At 27.7% G+C, this 18,908-nt stretch carries 14 protein-coding genes; 2 read left to right on the forward strand and 12 right to left on the reverse strand.

Annotated features, from left to right (window positions below):
* The 6 genes from yaaA to D2A34_RS15990 form a co-directional block, all read right to left on the reverse strand.
* Complete coding sequence (yaaA, locus tag D2A34_RS15970; protein WP_119367303.1) at window positions 1-786, reverse strand: peroxide stress protein YaaA; 786 nt, start codon at window positions 784-786, stop codon at window positions 1-3.
* Window positions 787-852: 66 nt separating this feature from the next.
* A complete protein-coding gene (locus D2A34_RS26805; RefSeq protein ID WP_169896781.1) occupies window positions 853-1,008 on the reverse strand; it encodes a hypothetical protein in 156 nt (51 codons plus the stop codon).
* A gap of 319 nt (window positions 1,009-1,327) precedes the next feature.
* A complete protein-coding gene (locus D2A34_RS15975) occupies window positions 1,328-1,924 on the reverse strand; it encodes an FMN-dependent NADH-azoreductase (protein WP_119367304.1) in 597 nt (198 codons plus the stop codon).
* Window positions 1,925-2,268: 344 nt separating this feature from the next.
* Window positions 2,269-2,637 carry a desulfoferrodoxin gene (locus tag D2A34_RS15980; protein ID WP_079439482.1) on the reverse strand — a complete coding sequence of 123 codons (369 nt, stop codon included), beginning with the start codon at window positions 2,635-2,637 and terminating at the stop codon, window positions 2,269-2,271.
* Window positions 2,638-2,854: 217 nt separating this feature from the next.
* Window positions 2,855-4,861, reverse strand: a complete 2,007-nt coding sequence (locus tag D2A34_RS15985) for a methyl-accepting chemotaxis protein (RefSeq protein ID WP_119367305.1) — start codon at window positions 4,859-4,861, stop codon at window positions 2,855-2,857.
* A gap of 423 nt (window positions 4,862-5,284) precedes the next feature.
* The gene (locus tag D2A34_RS15990) at window positions 5,285-7,309 is read right to left on the reverse strand and encodes a sensor histidine kinase (protein ID WP_119367306.1); all 2,025 of its coding nucleotides are present in this window, start codon (window positions 7,307-7,309) and stop codon (window positions 5,285-5,287) included.
* A gap of 365 nt (window positions 7,310-7,674) precedes the next feature.
* Between D2A34_RS15990 and D2A34_RS15995 the strand changes: the two genes are divergently transcribed.
* Together D2A34_RS15995 and D2A34_RS16000 are read left to right on the forward strand one after the other, a co-directional pair.
* A complete protein-coding gene (locus D2A34_RS15995; protein ID WP_079439485.1) occupies window positions 7,675-8,163 on the forward strand; it encodes an RNA polymerase sigma factor in 489 nt (162 codons plus the stop codon).
* Window positions 8,156-9,472 (forward strand): hypothetical protein, encoded by a 1,317-nt coding sequence (locus D2A34_RS16000; RefSeq protein ID WP_119367307.1) that lies wholly within the window; start codon window positions 8,156-8,158, stop codon window positions 9,470-9,472. The genes D2A34_RS15995 and D2A34_RS16000 overlap by 8 nt, the downstream gene beginning before the upstream one ends.
* A gap of 348 nt (window positions 9,473-9,820) precedes the next feature.
* Here D2A34_RS16000 and D2A34_RS16005 read toward each other — a convergent pair whose 3' ends face one another.
* The 6 genes from D2A34_RS16005 to D2A34_RS16030 form a co-directional block, all read right to left on the reverse strand.
* Window positions 9,821-11,047, reverse strand: a complete 1,227-nt coding sequence (locus tag D2A34_RS16005) for a hypothetical protein (protein WP_119367308.1) — start codon at window positions 11,045-11,047, stop codon at window positions 9,821-9,823.
* A 368-nt stretch (window positions 11,048-11,415) separates the two neighbouring features.
* Window positions 11,416-12,906: a sensor histidine kinase gene (locus D2A34_RS16010; RefSeq protein WP_119367309.1), complete on the reverse strand. Its 1,491-nt coding sequence runs from the start codon at window positions 12,904-12,906 to the stop codon at window positions 11,416-11,418.
* The gene (locus D2A34_RS16015) at window positions 12,903-13,586 is read right to left on the reverse strand and encodes a response regulator transcription factor (RefSeq protein ID WP_079439489.1); all 684 of its coding nucleotides are present in this window, start codon (window positions 13,584-13,586) and stop codon (window positions 12,903-12,905) included. The genes D2A34_RS16010 and D2A34_RS16015 overlap by 4 nt, the downstream gene beginning before the upstream one ends.
* 96 nt (window positions 13,587-13,682) lie before the next feature.
* Window positions 13,683-15,230, reverse strand: coding sequence for a glycosyltransferase 87 family protein (locus D2A34_RS16020; RefSeq protein WP_119367310.1), 1,548 nt, complete (start codon window positions 15,228-15,230; stop codon window positions 13,683-13,685).
* 94 nt (window positions 15,231-15,324) lie between these two features.
* Window positions 15,325-17,433: a glycosyltransferase family 39 protein gene (locus D2A34_RS16025; RefSeq protein WP_119367311.1), complete on the reverse strand. Its 2,109-nt coding sequence runs from the start codon at window positions 17,431-17,433 to the stop codon at window positions 15,325-15,327.
* Window positions 17,434-17,810: 377 nt separating this feature from the next.
* A complete protein-coding gene (locus tag D2A34_RS16030) occupies window positions 17,811-18,782 on the reverse strand; it encodes a CPBP family intramembrane glutamic endopeptidase (protein WP_079439492.1) in 972 nt (323 codons plus the stop codon).
* Window positions 18,783-18,908: the final 126 nt, after the last annotated feature.

An 18,908-nucleotide genomic window follows, 5' to 3' on the forward strand; every position in this document is an offset into this window, starting at 1 on the left:
TTATTTGTAAGAATAATTTTCCTCTCTAGTGAAAACTAGTTCATTACCATTTGATAGTTCCTCATTATATTCATAACCTTCATCATTAAACTTTCTTAAGTCTTCTATACTTTTAATTTTATTTTTTATTATAAAAGAAGTCATTAGACCTCTTGCTCTTTTAGCCATTATCGATATTATTTTATATTCTCCATTTCTATATTCTTTAAAAATAGGTGTTATGACCTTAATATCATATAATTCTTTAATATTTTCTATAGCTTTAAAATATTCATAAGAAGCTAAATTTACAAGCATCTTGCTTTCACCTTTTCTCACATCTTGAGCTATATTTTTTAATAATTTATTTCCCCAATAATTATATAAATTTTTATAACCATCAAAACTTAATTTAGTACCCATCTCTAATCTATATAGATCAATTCCGTCAAAAGGCTTTAAAACACCATATAATCCTGACAGAATCCTCAAATTATCATTTGCATAAAAAAAGTCTTCAATAGTATAACTTCCAACATCTATTCCCCTATACACATCGCCTTTAAATGCAATGATGCATTGCCTTGCTGAATCTAATGAATCTGACCATGTTTGAAATCTTTTGTAGTTTAATGTAGATAATTTGGGACTTATTTTCATTATTCTCTCCAATGACAAAGAGTCAAATCCTTTTAGTTCGTGAACCAATTCTTTAGCTTCTATTAAAAATTGAGGCTCTGTCATTGGCAATGTTTCATTTACTTTTTCAAAATCTAAAGTTTTTGCTGGTGAAATTACTATCAGCACTAATCTTTTCCTCCTTGGATTATAATATTTTAAGCTAAGGATACAACTTTCTTCGTTTTCCATAACCTATTTATCAAATAATCCTCCACCATTTCCAACTTTTACTCCTTTCGAAGCTTTTCCTATAACTTTTGCTGCTTTTCTGTTATTTTTAGCATTGTTACTTTTTTGTTTTCTTTCCTCTATTAGCTTTTTCATCATTTCCATACTTTTATTATTCATTTGTATCTCCCATTCTCTAATTAATTATACATCTATTATACATAAAAAATATAATGAATTATATCAAAAAAACAAATAACTTAGGCGCCTGTAATGTTTAAAAATTACCCTTATGTTTTTTCTCAAAGAGTTGTTATTCTAAGGAAAAATAACCTTAATTTTATAGTGAATAATCGAGAACTGCTTGGACGAAATAATGTATGTATAAATTGATACTGTTTTAATTTTATTAGTTAAAATATAATATACTCACTCTTTTTAGCCTAAAAGGAAGTTAGCTTTTTATAAACTCTCTTCCTTTTATAGTTTTTAATCTTAGTTAAAAATTCTTTGCAATATCCTTTGCTCTATTAATCGCCTCATATAATTTTTTATCTGTATCTTCACCTTGAATGTCTAGCTTTTCCGTAGCTATTGTTGTAATATCCTTGATTCCAAAAAATCCAAGAATCGCTCTTAAGTAAATGCCATCCATTTCGTATGGAGTTTCTGCATATGCGCCGCCTCTCGTAGCTATGTATACAGCCCTTTTATTCTCTAAAAGTCCTATCGGCCCTTGTTCTGTGTACTTAAATGATATTCCTACTACGCTCACATAATCAATATACGCCTTTAGAATTGATGGAATACTTAAATTCCACATCGGTGCTGCAATTATATACTTATCAGTTTCTGCAAATTGATATGCATACTTTAGTATTGAATGACTTCTACTTTCTTCATCTTTAGGACCAAAAACCGCGCTTAAATCTTCTGTTTTTAAAAAATTAATGTTTTCTTTATATAAATCTAATGTTGTAATTTCATCTTCAGGGTTATTTTTCTTATATTCTTCAATAAAACTATCTGATATTTTAAAAGTTCTTGATTGCCCTTCTGGTTTTGCATTTGCTTTTATATATAATACTCTACTCATAATTAATCAATCTCCTTAATAATTTTTATTGGATTCATAATTCCTATACATAAGTTTGCACTTTTTTCTTCATTTCTATTACTAAAAAATAAGAATGAAATATACTATTAAACCATTCCAAATTACTTCTACCAATATTTTTATTAAATTAATATATAAAAATCTTAAGGTAAATACTAATGGCAGGTTATCAAAATCTGATTGTCCCTAGAATAACTTGAAACAATAACTTTTTTAACCTGCCATTAAATAATCTTAATATATTCTTATTTTTAATATATTACTGTCTAATTTTTTAAGAAAATTTATGTTTAACCATAAACGTTCAAGAAAACTAATTTAACTTATATTTCTGTTTTCCATAAACCATGTAAATTACAGTATGCATACACAATTGCTTTTCCTTTATCAACAAAGAACGCCTTTGGTTTATCACCTGGGGATAACGAAACTCTTTCCGTTCCTTTATCAGAAACCACTGCAATCCATTCTATATAATGTTCATTTGCCATTGGATGTTCAACCGAACCTACTGTCACATGGATTTGTCCATTTTCCCTAACTGCTACAGGAACATGCTTTTCTTGTGCAGCATCTGTAGTATTAGCTTCGAGCTTAGTCATCTCTTTGCCACAACAAACTAATTTTCCGCCTCCACTTTTAATAAGACCTACAATGTTCCCACATAATTCACAACGATAAAATGATATCATAATTAAACCACCCTTCACCATAGATTTATAATACATATCTATTATAACACCAGATACATTTAAATTCATCATTAATTGCCTAATTTATTCCTATTATACTTCATATTTTTTCATAATTATCATAATTGTAACACAACTAAAGTATTATGAATAAAAACTTCTATAATCAAATTCACAAACCTATTTGATTATAGAAGTTTTATTTTCAGTATAAAATTTAATTTTCTATCTTAAACCTGTCTATCTCTGAATTTAATTTTTCTGCCAATAATTGAAGATCATCTGCATATTTAGTAAATCTGTCCATAGTTGCACTAATTTCCTCTGTTGATGCAGTTACTTCTTCCGATGCAGAAGCAGTTTCTTGTGATATTGACGAAATATTATCTATCTCTATTACCACTCTCTGTTTTCTTTCATTTATATCAGCAACCGATAACTTTACTTCTTCAACCTTATTAATCATGACTCCAATTGATTTAAGTATTTCACTAAATATTTCTTGCGTCTTATTTACTGCTAAATCTTGCTCAATTACCACATCATTTGTAACTTTGATAGCCTTAACTGCAGCATCTGATTTTGCTTGAATATTTACTATAATCCCCTTAATTTCTTCTGTTGAACTCTTAGATTGTTCAGCAAGCTTTCTAATTTCATCAGCTACAACAGCGAATCCTTTACCAGCTTCACCTGCACGGGCAGACTCAATACTTGCATTTAATGCTAAAAGGTTAGTTTGCTCTGTAATTTGAGATATAGTTTCAGATATATTGTTAATTATTTTAGTACTTTCATTCATATCTTGAACTATGTTATCAACTTCACTAGTTGCAGACTTAGTTTTCTGTGATTTTTCTATTAGCGTGTCTATCATTTCTAGACCTTTAGATCCCAATTCCTTTGTTGCTGTAGATAGCTTATCCATTTCATTAGAGTTATCACTTATTTTATCTAATCTGATTGATAAATCATTCATCTCTGAAACTCCACTTTGAGCATTTTGTGATTGATTTGTTGCACCATGTGAAACATCTTCTATAGCTCTTGATACTTCACCAATTGAAGCCGTCACTTCTTCTGACATGCTCGCTAAGTTTGATGAAGTCTCCAATACTGTCTTAGATGATTTTGTAACACTATCCATAAGTTCTGATATATTTTTTATCATACTATTAAATGAATTAGCTAAATCCATAAATTCATCTTTTGTAGATGGATTAATTGTTATCGTTAAATCTCCACTTGAAGCTTTTTCAAATACTACTTTTAATTTTTTAATATTTTCTGCTATACCTTTACTTAAAAATAAAGATAACACTATAGAAATTAATAATATGACTAAAACTGTAATTACTGTAGTCGTTAATATAGAATTTGTATCATTAGTTATTTCTTTTTCATCTAATGTTGCTACTAACTTCCATCCAGTCACATTATTAGTCTCAAAAACACCAAATTTTTTCGCGTTATTATACTCATATGTCAAAAAACCTTTTTCAGAACTTTTAACACTCTCCCAGAATGATTGCTTAGACGCTTCATTTGTACCAATTAATTCTTTCTTTGGATGTACTATCATATTTTTACCTTCAAAATCTGAAGCAAATATATATCCACTAGTTCCTATTTTCTTTGTAGCTATCTTTTCTACAAGGATATCTAATGAAACATTCATTGCGCAGACCCCTATAGTTTTGCCTTCTCTCTCTACTACCTTAGCAATTGCTACAACGCTTCTCCCTGTTTGAGCACTTTTAAATGGCAAAGTTATTATTACCTTATCTTTTTGTTCTAAAGCTCTCTTATACCACTCTGTTTCCTTAGGATCAAAACCTTCTTCCATCTTGTCATTGGGGAATATTTCAAATTTCTCATCAGTAGTTGCAAAAAAAACACTAGAGATATCTTTATTGCTTTCCTTTACATTCTTTAACATTCCTGCGGTAAATGAGTATGGTTCATCCTTATCCGCATTAACAAAATTATAATTAGTTGATAACATAGTAACTGAGCTGCTAAATCCATTAAAATAATTGTCAATTCCATCATTTACTTCTAGAAGTGTCTGTTGACTTGTTGTTTTTAATTTTTCATTAAGAATTAATTTTGCTTGTCTATTTGCTCCATAGCCAAGAATAATCAATGGAATAATACATATTCCTAATAAGCTCACAACTAGCTTAGTTCGAATAGTATTCAGCTTAAATTTTTGTTGTTTCATTATAATTTCCCCTTTTCCTAAATGCATTAAATTATATAACGGTTACAATTCTGTAAAATAATACTTTTTTCAACATTTTACAGTATACAAAGTACATTATCGTTCTATAAAAAAATAACTTTATAGAAAAAAGTATAATGCTTATCAATATTTATCATAACTTTTAATCAATCCAAGTATATTTGCGGAAAATATTATCGAACTCTTTATTTTTTTAACTAATGCTGATTAATCTCCCAAATTTAAGCCTTTAATTTACTTAAAATATTAATTTTATTAAATATTTAAATAATTTATCATTAAACTATATGTAGATTATTTCTCCATAAGAAATAGCAGTAATTGGGTTACGCCTAAACTACTGCCTTAATCATTGTTATTAATTCTTCTCTTTTAGAACATATATTTTAAATCTTTATTAAATTAATAGTATATATCTGAAAATTCTATTTCAGCAGATTCGATTATATTTTTTTGATAGTTAATCGGTTTTTCGATTGTAGCACAAGCTTCTAATGTATATTCTACCGTTGGAAAAGTTACTTTAAACTCTGTACCACAATTTAATTTACTTTCAAAAGTGATAGTACCCTTGTGCATTTCTACAAGTTGCTTTACAAGAGATAATCCGATACCACTCCCCTCTGTTTTTCTAGATAGACTTGTATCTATCTTTAAAAATCTATCAAATATTTTATTTTTCATTTCATTTGCTATACCTATGCCATCATCTTTTATCAAAATCGATATATTATCTTCGCTACTTTGATATATGTAAACTTCTATATTTCCGCCTTCTTTACCATACTTTACTGCATTTGATAAAATATTTAACATTATTCGCTCAATTAAATCTGAATCACATTTAACATATGCTTCTTCTATTTCTGTATCAAATATTAAGTTTATTTTCTTGCTTTCCACATATTCAACTATGGACATTGTTATATCTTCTACAATTGAAACAATATTTTCTATATTATAGTTTGGTTTAAAAAAGCTCGTCTCTATCCTTGTCGTATCTATTATATTATTAATTAATCTTATGAGCCTTAAGCAATTTTGCCTAATAATTTTATTGTATTTAATAATTGGCTGATTAATATTCTCATTTTTCAAATAGTTATTCTCAACTTGAAGTGCAGAATAAATAACATTTATTGGTGTTCTTAGTTCATGTGACATATTTGCAAAAAATTCATCTTTCATAGCTTCTTCTTTTGTCTTTAATTTCAGCAATTGTTCTGCCTCTTCCGCTTTTTTTCTATCTTCAATATCTCTGATAGTCGATATAGTATACTCTCCACTTTCATCATTAACAATTAATGAAGTTACTTCAAACCATTTTCTCTTATTTTCCCATATGAATTCATATTGTTGGGGTTTCTCTAGTATATGTCTGTCCATATTGTTAATTCTTGCTTTAAATATTTCAAGATATGAACTATCAATTATATCAATAAAATTCATATTTAATAATTTCTTATCATCATCGATTTCAAGCATATTCAAAAATCTCTTATTAGCCGATTCAATTTTTTTATCTCTTACAACCAAAATTCCATCAGGAATAAAGTTTATAAATTTTTCATGAAGTTGTTCAATACTATGAGCCTTTTGATTTGCTTTAATTAGATTTCTATTTACACACTCTAGCTCACTAACTTTATGATTTAATTCTTTAAATAAAATAGAATATGGATTAACAACTATACATTTAAATATTACTTTAAAACCATAATAATATGCTAAAATCTTAAACAAATGACCTGCTAGACTAATTCCTCCATATATATCATTATATGAAGTAAATAGTAAGAATGATGTTATTTGAAAAATGGATGCCATTATCAAATCAAATTTATTCTCCCTTACAACCTCTATTTTACTTTTTATTATTCTGAATAAAATAGAAATCAAACATAAAGAAAATATATACTCACTTATTTCATGAAAAAAAGTTAATCCTGCACCTTCAATATAACAATCCGGAAAAAAATGAAATATTATAATACTAGATAAACCAAGGATTATAACTACAAAGTTTATTATAAATACTTTATTGAAATTAAGTTTTTTATCAATGTATATAGATGATAAAGATAACATAATACATTCATAGTATGCTCCTAAAATACTCAATTGAACTGAAACATTAGAATCATCATCAAATGCATTAATCCCCTTATATGTCAATATATGAAACAAATCAATAACCCCTATAAACCCAAACACAATCGCCAAAATATGAAAATAATCATTATCACAAATTTTAGCTGTGCCTAATGCAATTAACATTAATGTTAACCCAAGAACAACCGGAATTATTTCTACAGTTGTATGAAAAGTAACATAACTTTGTTGACTACATAAATATAAAAATATGCACATTGATGTTATATATATAAATTCTATGACTTTTTTTTGATTAATTGGAAAATTATACATTTTAGTGCCCCTTTCTATAAAAGTTTATCACTTTTTTCTTTAGAAATCTCCTAATTTTCCATGTTTTACAAATATTTTTTTCGCCTTATATCTAATATTTTGTTAAATATTTCAAATAAATTATGCAAATGTTTATTTTAAATTAAAATTATTATATAGAAAAAATTCCTATTTGCACTTTTTGTGATATTCTATTATTAATATTTTTTAAATTTATCAATTTATAATCAAGCAAGTAATGATAGTTTGATTTTCTATACCTTACTACATTAATAATAAAATTTACCTTTATATAAAAAATTTCTTAACTCATGCAAAATTTTGGACAAATTAATCGTATTAGTATTGAAAGGAGGTTCAATTAAATGAATAAAGTTTATGGTACCAAAAATTATATTCATTATCTAATAGAAAAATATTCTGATATGCTAATTCGAATTTCATACTCTTATATGAAAAACTTAAGTGACGCTGAAGATATAACTCAAGATGTATTTATTAAATTACTTGAAAAAAGACCTGAATTCGAAAACACAGAACATGAAAAGGCTTGGCTGCTCAGAATTGCAATAAATTTAAGTAAAGATAAGTTAAAATCCGCTTATTTTAAAAATACAGCCCCATTAGAAGGAGATTTTATTGATACTAATCAAAAAGATGATGAAATAATACAAGCTGTACTCAGCCTTCCAATAAAATATAGGAGTATTGTTTTACTATACTACTATGAGGATTATAGTATCTCGGAAATATCAAATGTTTTGAACATAAAAGAATCCACTGTAGGTTCACAGCTTAGTAGAGGAAGAAAGTTACTCAAATCTATACTTAAGGAGGATTTTGAATATGAATAAAATTAAAGATTCTTTTTCAAAACTAAAAGCAAGTGATGAATTTAAAGACAAGCTTGAAAAAGAGTTACTCAATACACAATTAACATTAAAAACTAGTCCCTCCAAAAGAATTTATTATAAACCAAGTATAGTTGCAGCTTCCATATTATTTATATTACTTGGAGTTGTGAGTTTAAAGTTAATAATGAATACATTTGGAACAGATGATACTAATCTAGATGGCATTGCTTATAATCCAATAGAGAAGTCAAATAAAGAAAATACTAATTTCGATAGTTTCTTGGTTGATAATAGCACAAATGAAAAAGAAGAAACTAACAATAGTGATAATAATAATAATAATAAAGGTAATGATTTATTAGTTTATGCTGATAAATCTGAGCCAAATTCTCCTGAAAAAAGTTTATCAACAAAGAATGATATTTCTTCAGTTAATAATACTCCTAATCATGAAGAGAAAAAAGCTCCTACAGAGGATTCTAAAGATATAATATCTTCACATACTGAAAAAGTACCCATTAGAAGCATTTCTTCTAATGAACCAATAAATTCTATAACAAACACTTTATCAGATAATGAAGTATATATTCCAAGGCTTGAATTGCCTACTGAGGATACTAGAGTAGCTGCTAAAATGATTCCATTAATAGTATATAATGAAAAAATATATACACGGTCTCCTATTGATATAAACTCAAAGAATGCTAAAAACTTTCTAGGTAGAAAGCTTGGAACTACAAATTCTAATATTAATGAATTAAGCTCAAATAGCGAATATTCAACAGAGTTTGCCTCTAATATCGGCGTTACAGATGTGTATTCTGTAAACGGGTATGATGAAGGTTTTAGAATAATGACAAATATAACCCTCCCAGATGGAACAAGCTATCCTGAATTTTATGATTGTCTCAATGGTATTTCCATAAAAACTGGTGCGGACTTTTTCGGAAAGTTAAAACTTCAGAATGACATATTATCAGCTAGATTTCAAACATTTGATGATTGGAATAATGGTAATGGAAACTATTATTCTATTAGTGATTCTAGCTTATTAAACTCATTTGTTGATAGTTTAGATAAATCTATCCCTTATTTACCTGAAAATATAGAACCTTTACTAGGTGACTATGGAAATAATGAAAATTGTAAAAAAATAACACTTAATTTAAAAGACGGGTGTGAAAATTTAACTTTCACAGTACTAAAAAGTGGTTATGTATACTATGATTCACCTAATGTCTACTTTAAAATTGATGGCACAATTATCGAAGAAATTTGGGACAAACTAAGTATTATGCATATTAATTAGAAATAAATAAAATAATAATTTGATTAATAAATGCGTTTTATATCATAAATTAGGAAGTATATTGGCCTACTAATAGCCCGGTCAGCATTGAGGCAACTATTACTCTCTATTGACTATAGAATTAACATATCTTTTCAATTATTATTTTGTCCATAAATAAGTACTAAAAATATACTTAGATTTTAGATAATAACAAAACATTAAATAGCTAGATACTTAAGTTAAAGAGTATCTAGCTATTTTGTTCTGCTTTCATAAATAAATTGCTTACTTAAAATTCTAATATTTTAATTTGTCTTACATTTTAGAATTCTGGACTATTACTGCAGACATATTAAAATTATATTTTTATAGTGGTTTTGTATCAATAAATTTTCTAAGTATTTCATCTGATTTTTCTATATTCACATAGAATGTCAGAGAATAGTAAATATCATTTTCCTTCCAAAGGTAGCTAACCTCTGGAACAATACCTGTTGAGGCATATTTGAATATTTGTATACCATTTAGCACTAGTTTCTCAGGTTTAATCAGAAGACTTCCGTACTCATCTTCATTTAAATAATCATTCTTTTCTATACTTTTATAATCTTTTAAACCTTTTCCTTGAGTAAAAACTATTGAGCCACTTTTATTATTATAAAAACTATTAATTTCAAATTTATTTTTATTGTTCTCTTTATTATAATCATCCGATATTCTCACAATTGAACTTGTCATAGTTAATTCTTTATCAATTTCTACAGGAAACTTAGGATTAAACTCTAAATTATTTTTTGCCTTCTCTAAATCTTCTTTATCATATATGTTCATTACAGGAGATTCTGTATAACTATCCTTAACTATTGAATACTTCACATTTCTTAAATCTTCAGGATATTTAATCGATTGTGCTATTTGCAATATATCACTTTGAGAAAGATTTACCGACATACTATTACTATCGCTGCTTTTAGACTCAGATTTATATTCTATGCTGTACCATAAGTCTTCATTCTGCCAAATAAAATATTTTGTAATCTTTTGGCTTTCTATAAAAGTACCATTACCTATTTTTCTATCAGGAAATGTTGTTGATAAAGTGACATTTAATCCAGTAATTCCTCCTATCTTAAGAGGTTCCTTTTCACCATGAACTTTAACATTCTCAAAAGCTTTAGTCTTATCATTCTCAACATTCTTTAATGATTCAAAAGGATCTCCTTGAAAAATTTGAAAAGAAAAACTTCCATTTAAATTCTCAAAGAATATTTCTACTGCGCTACACTTTTCTGAGAGTTTTCTTAGTTGAAACCCTAATACTTTATTTCCTTCTGGTATAAAATCAGGAATCTTAAATTTAAAATTCGAAACTTGTTCTAATTTCCCAATATTATCATAGCTTTTTACTGGCGCGTCAATAATAAAATTATGTTGACTTTCTGTGTATTTCCCACCGCTTTCTATAGTAGTCGTCTCACGTTGTATAGCACTTACTTCAATATAATTTGTCAATATAAAAGGCGTAGTTATCGTAAATAATAATACTGTTACTATAGATGATTTATACGAAACATTTTTAAATCTCTTTATCATTTTTTCCTCCTTCAATACTTTTATCTATTAATAAGTTAATGAAATGTATTTACTTTTCTCATAAAGTTATAATAATTTTATCATAATTCCAATTCTTTTTCCTTATTTTTCCTATTACATTTCACAACTTTTATTCTCATTTAAAAATGTTTCTTTTTATTCATTTATATATTTTAAGAAATTATATTGTATAATTCCGCATTTAATTGTAATTTTCATTGCATATATTTTGTTAGATTTTCATAAAATCTTTTTATTCATTATTGTAAATTAACATATAAAGCCATGCATATAAGGATATATTCTTCCTTTCTATACATGGCTTTTAAATCTAATAAAACCCTTTTTTATATTATTATCATATAATTTTAAATATGAACTTTATTCATTTCTATCCAAAACTTAACTCCGCCTTCAACATTTTCCACTCCATAAGCATTATTATGAAGCTCTGCTAAGGCTTTTACTATTGAAAGACCAAGTCCATATCCACCATAAGCTCTAGTTCTAGCTTTATCTACCTTATAAAAGCTTCCCCATATCTTATCAAGTGACTCATTTGGAATATGCCTGCCAGTATTAAAAACATTTATTCTTACTTTATCAGCAATAACTGTTTTATCTATTTTAATTATTTTAGTATTATCTATGTGATTAATAGCATTATTAATATAGTTAGTGAGTATTTGCTCAATTCTGGTCACATCTCCTAAGACAACACAGCTTTCACCAAGTTCTGTTATTACTTGTATATAATTTTCTTCAAAAATAGACCTATATTTATTTAAAACATATTCTATTAATGATACTAAGTTAAATTCTGTCTTTTCTATATGAAAATATCCTGATTCAATTTGAGATAAATTCAGCAGGTCTTTAACTAATTTATTCATTTTTTCTGTTTCTTTAATTATAACATTACAATAGAAATTTTTATCTTCCTCGCTTTCATTAACATTACATGCTAGTCCCTCAGCATACCCTTGTATTACAGACAAAGGTGTTCTTAACTCGTGAGAAACACTAGATATAAATTCTTTTCTCATTTCATCTATTTTTCTTTCTTTCTCAATATCTTCTTCAAGCTGCCTATTTTTGATATTCAATTCTGTGATTGCTCTATTTAACTCACCAGATAAATAATTAACACTTTGTCCAAGCTGACCAATTTCATCTTTTCCATTAATTTTGCATTTTTCACTAAAATCAAATTTAGCCATATTTTGAGCTATACTATTTAACTCTAATATTGGTTTGGTAAATTTTTTTGAAAACCAAAACGCCCATAAACTACCTAATGAAATTATTAACGCTCCAATTATTAATATGAATTTATTCGCAATACTTACACTTTCTCTTATTGAAACCAGTGGAACCCTTATAGTTAATATATCACTATTATTTAATTTTGTAACAAGTGTTAAGAAATCAACTTTTAGCTGCATATCTCTTCTTGATTCAAATATATATTCGCCTTCAGTATAACGATCATATTTATTTTTTTCATCATCTTGATCTAGCAGCGGCATCATATTACCCTTTGAATGATTGTTATCAATAATGTTTTTTTCATTTGGCAGCCTTCTTGAAGATTTATAAACCAGCTTCCCTTCTTTATCACGAATATCTATGTTTCCCCCAATTATGTTAGCCATCCTATCTAACTCATCCTGAGTATCATCCGCATTTCCTGTGTACATATCAGTTAATTTTTTTGCACTTTCTATGAGCATGCTTTTCTTATTATTGATGTAGTATTGATCAAGATATAAACTATTTAATATCCATAAAAGTAGAATAAAGAATATAAGTAGAAATGTAATTGACATAAAAAGCCTTGATCTTATTGATTTATTCATTTATCTACCTCAAATCTATAACCGTATCCACGTACAGTATGTACATAATCACTTTTTGTATCTAATTTTATCCTTAACCTATTTATATGTGTATCCACTGTTCTTAAATCACCATAGTAATCATATCCCCATACTTTATCAAGTATCTGTTCTCTACTTAGAGCTTTTCCATAATTCTCAGAAAGATAAGTTAGTAGTTCATATTCTTTAGGGCTTAAGTCAACAATATTCCCTTCAATAGTAACTTGATGAGCATTTTTATCTATCTTTAATCCCTGAAATTCTTTAAGCCTAGAATCTATAACTGTTGATGTGGCTCTTCTTAATACGGCATTCACTCTTGCAATTAATACATTGGGACTAAACGGTTTCGAAATATATTCATCAGCACCAATATCTAACCCAAACACTTCGTCAAATTCTTCTCCTCTTGCAGTTAACATAATAATTGGAACTTTAGATTTTTTTCTTATTTCCCTACATACTGTAAAACCATCATATTCAGGCAGCATAACATCGAGAATTATTAAATCAATATTTTCCTCCAACGAGAAGATGTCTAACGCCTGTCTACCGTCTTCTGCTTCAATAGTTCTATATCCTTGTCTTTTAAGAAAATCTGTTACGAGTTTTCTAATTAATTGTTCATCATCAACAACTAGTATTTTTTTTTCTTTCATGGTCATACCTCCGAAATAACTGCCTTACAGCTCATTATAATCCTTCTTCGTTACAATATAGTCACAAAGTAAGAAAATTAGTATTAGGAAATTTCTTTATTGCTTTGTTTTTATTAATTTTAAATTATTAGAAACTCTTTTTAAAGTATTATCTAGAAGAATTTTTACTAAATATATTACTAATAGTATGTTTAAAACTGCGCTTCCTCTAAGAAAAATATTAAAAGTAGATTCAGTTGCACCAAAAAGTACGATAGCTATATTGATAAAACTAGTAATACTAAACCCTACGGCCAAAATGAAGAACCTTGCATCTCTTAAATAAATATAAGCTACAATAGCTAATGCCACTGCAGGAAATAGATATCGTTCATGCATTCCAACCGAAAAAGTGAACACTCCCGCTATTTGAAGCAGCCCTATTGCAGAAATATACTTCCTATTATTTCCTTTAATATAGATAAACCAACTTATTAAAGTTGTTATTATAATAAAACCCATTCCTATTGTATGATAATTAAACAAAAATAAAGTTCTATTGTCATTTTTATAATTGGCGCCTATTAAACTAAAGAAATTAAATGCATTAACAGAAGCATATGGATACTCTGATATAGTTTTAGAATATAAATTAACAATCCAAAATGGACTTTGCTGATTAAAAGCAAATGGAATTATAATAATTATTGCAGTAACTACGGAAGAAACTGCACAGTAGATAAAATTCTTTACTTTTCTCTGCCTTACTAATTCAAAGAAAAGTATTGGAAAGAATATAATTCCCTGAGGTTTCATTAATACTGAAATTACAAATATTAAAGATGAAAACACATATCTCTTCTCACATAAGAAATATACTGCAAATATAATTAATAATGTGAAGAAAGAATCAACTTGTCCCCAAAATGTTGAATCAATAAATACAGCTGGATCGAATATATAAAAAAATGCCAATAAAATACTGATTAAAGAGCTTAAATATTTTTTCCCTAATTTATATATAAAATAACCTGAAATAACATCCGCTGCTATAGAAGGTATTTTTAGCAGCAATATATAATATGCATTTAAAGTTGGTAAACTAGCCAACTTCCCGATTAATGCTAAAACATATATATATAAAGGCGGATAATCTGCCTGCCTTGCATTAGAATAGAACTGTGAAAATCCATTAGCCGCTACTTGTGCCCAATTCTTAAATAAATTAATATCATTATGTCCATTCATTAAAGTTGAAGCTCCTATTCTCAAAAGGAATCCTACTGCTAACAATGTAATTAAAATATGCCTTTCATCATGAAAATCTACTTTTATTTCTTTTTTACGTAAAAAATAATAAATCCCACAACTTAAAATTAAAAATACTACAGAGTATACAGTAAGTTGCTGAAGATATTTACTGCCTCCACCTCCCCTTTGCATATTTCTATTGTTTCCTATTTGCTTGTTATTATTTATATTTGACTGATTTCCCTGATTTCGATTTACTTGACTATCTCTGTTTAGATCAACTTGGTTGTTTTGCTTCATTAAACTATTACTATTATAATTCTGCACAGAAAAAATACTTATAAATACTGATACTATTAGTACCAATATTAAGCTTATTCTTAGTATATATTTTTTACCGCTAGTTTTCCCCATTCCTTTCTCTCCTTTTCTAATGAACTGTATTAAATTGTTACAATTAAATAAATGGATAAAATAATTCATCCATTTATAATAGTTATGTTAATTTTTATTTTAACGTATCGGCTACGCCTTTTAGATCATAAAGTTGCTCTGAATTATTACTACTAAACCTTGCCATGTTTTGTCCTATTAAATTTTTATTTTCATCACTATTTTTAGACTCACTGTTTTGTACTACATCTTTGTATTGACTTTGAGGCACCAATGTACCGTTTTTAGTGACCCAGTTCATAATTTCACTACTGCCACCACGACCCATACCTCCAGTAAGTACATATCTTACTTCATCATTTTTAACCAATTCCTTAAATTGATCTAATGATATTATATTATCTGAACCTGAAAAACCTCCAAGAGCCATCACTGGTTCGCCAGTTTGAATGATAATATTATCAGCACTTTGTGATGAAGCAACAACAATTATATATTTCTCATCTACCCTATTGTTAATTAAAAAATTTATTAACTTTGAATTTGAGCTAGAATTATTTCTTCCGGCATTAAAACCTCCTATTTTATTGTTTGAAAGAAGTTCTAATCCAGCACAAGGGATAGTACTATTTACACTATGAGTTATAGCTGCACTAGCACCAAGAAATGGTGTAGTTAAAATTCCTAGAATCCCACACCCTAATACTATCTTCTTAATGCGCACATTTTTATTGCTATTTAAGTCTGTATATTTTTTTCTACTAATAATCGTAATAATGTTCAATATAATCAACATTCCTGAAGCAGAAAAACACAGTATTAAACCAGCTATAATAATATTTCTAGCTATACCTGATATATTAGCCTCAAAGTTGGAGAACATTGCTAAATGGGTTACCCCCTCTGCTAATAGAGAAGCTGGCAGCAACCATGATTTACATTTGCCTTCTTTAAATAATTCCCACATAGCTACCACTCCAATTCCAGTTAAAGCTGCTATTGGAGGTGCCATCATAGTTAAATAATAAGGATGAAATAGACCTGTTGTGTAACTAAAATATATAAATTCAGGTGCTAACCATATAAACCAAAGAACTAACGATATCTTCCTCTTATTATCTAATTTAAATCGCAATTTTTCCTTTAATGCACCTGCCACAAAACCTATTAACGCTATTGGTAAAAACCAAACTATTTGATCAGACAAACTATTTTTAGAGAATAATCTTGTTATGCCAGCTTGAGCTTGACCTCCAAAAGAACCCTGAATACCGCTTTGTCCAGTGCCATTAGGTGACTGCATATTTCCATTTTTCTGATTCTTAATAGTTGGTGTCACTCCATGCATTCCTTTATCATTATTTTGAGGTGATTCATCCATTCCTCTGTTATTTCCATCATTATCTCTACCAAATCCACCTCTAACAGATTTGCCACTTAATCCAAGTCTTTCTAAGCCATTATGACCAATTATAAGTTCTAAAACACTATTGTTTGTGCTGCTACCAATAAAAGGTCTGTTTTGTGATGGAACTAAGTCAACAATTAACGCCCACGATAAAGATACTGCAAAAAGAATAACTGTACCAATAACAAGATTACCAATTCTCCTTTTAAAAGATATTGTTGATGAAAGAAGATATGTAATATAAAATGCTGGCCCAATCATATATGCCTCTAACATTTTTATATTGAATCCAATTCCCACAAGTATTAAACTCATAAATAAATACTTTACCCTTCCTTTTTCTGCAGCAAAAGTAAGCATAATGCACGCAAAAAGTAACGTAACTACAAGCAGATTATCAATAGTATTATTCCTGCTTGCTGCTACAAAAACTGGAGTTATAGCAAGACAGACTGCTGATATTAATCCTGCTTCGGTCCCATAAGCCCTTTTAACAAGATAATATATAAGATAAACTGATATTACTCCTGCTAAAGCTTGTGGTAACAGTATACTCCACCCGCTAAATCCAAATATCTTAGCAAATATTGCTTGAATCCAGAATCCAAGTGGCGGTTTATCAATTGTTACAAAGCTCCCTGGATCAAAAGATACGAAAAAGAAGTTTTTGATACTCAATGTCATACTTTTTACTCCTGCGGCATAATACCCATTTCCATTCCCCTCTATTCCTATATTTGCAAAATTTAATATTCCAGATAATATTAAAATTAAAGATATCCCTAAATATTCTTTAGTGAATTTATATTTTTTCATTTTTACCTCCTCATACCGTGAGCCTCAGTTAATTATTATATAGTGGTATTGTATTATTTAATTGTCACATTCTTGTTACAGTATAATTACAATTTTATTGCATCAGTAAATGTTTTAAATAATTTTTTATTCATGACATTGGATTTTGTGAAATCATATTCCAGTTTTATATAAATGTCTTTTACTAAGTTACTAATACTTCCTTTATAAACCAAGTAATTATACCAATAAAAAATAAAGGTTACTGAAAACTTTATTTATACATTTTGAATTACTTTTCTGCATAAAATCATATTTTCAGTTACCTTTATTATTCAAATATTATTATTTTAATCTAAATTGAATTACATTATTAATCATTTTTCTTTCACGAACCTTTATGAAATTGGTTTTATACTACTTATAACACTAAACAAATCAAAAATGATTACTACAATTACTAAAATAGAAGTGAAAAACTTAAGCCAAATTCCCTTTTCTGTAGTATTAGCTTGAAGCCACCCAGTAATATTATTTTTATTTCTAAGAATAGCTATTATTAGTATTATTAAGCTGACAGATATAAGAGACATATTAATAATTATATTTGTATTATTAGTTACATATGAAGTAGATTGTGATAATACTTGTACACTAATGTTATTAATAATATGTAAAATTATAGTTAATTTTATTGAATACTCAGTCGCTAAATATCCTAATATTATACCTATCCCAACTCCCATAAATATCTGAAAGAAATTGCCATGCATCAATCCAAATAATAATGCTGAAACTATTATAGCAAAACGCTTTCCATGTTTCTGCAGACTCCTAAGAACTGCACCTCTATATATAAATTCTTCGATTATAGGTCCCAATATACACGAATAAATAATCATTGGTACTGTGAGTTCATTTAATGCATCCAGATCTTCCAATGCTGAATTAGCACTTAATCCAATTGCATTTAAGCCTATTTCTAAGATATTAGAAAACAATACCAATGAACTATTTATAGCTATTATTACAATAAAACCAAACACTAAAGTTCTAAAAGTAAATTTTCTATTTTCTAACTTTAAATCATAATAAAAAAATTTCTTTCCTCTATATATGAGAAATGGAATAAATGAAACCAAGACTGCAACTATACTCATTATTCCATTATAAGTTCCATTATCTAGAACCTTTTCTAATTGATAGTTAGTTATATTAGGATCTTTTATAATCTCGACTAATGTAATAAACATAGCAAAAATTATTACAGCTAAATTAGCCAACAACTCTTTCATTAAAATAGTAAGCCCAAGCTTATTAAAATCTTTTTTTATTAACTTACTAATAGCTTTAGATTCGTTATTATTCATTCATCTCACTCCAATATACTTTTCCTAGTTTAAGTATATTACATTATACTTAATAAAAGAATATCTCTAATAGTGAAACTGTTGTTTTCTTCTTTCAGTAACACTCCTAAACATTATTCATAATAT

The organism is Clostridium chromiireducens (assembly GCF_003575225.1).
In the GTDB taxonomy this organism is placed as follows: domain Bacteria; phylum Bacillota; class Clostridia; order Clostridiales; family Clostridiaceae; genus Clostridium; species Clostridium chromiireducens.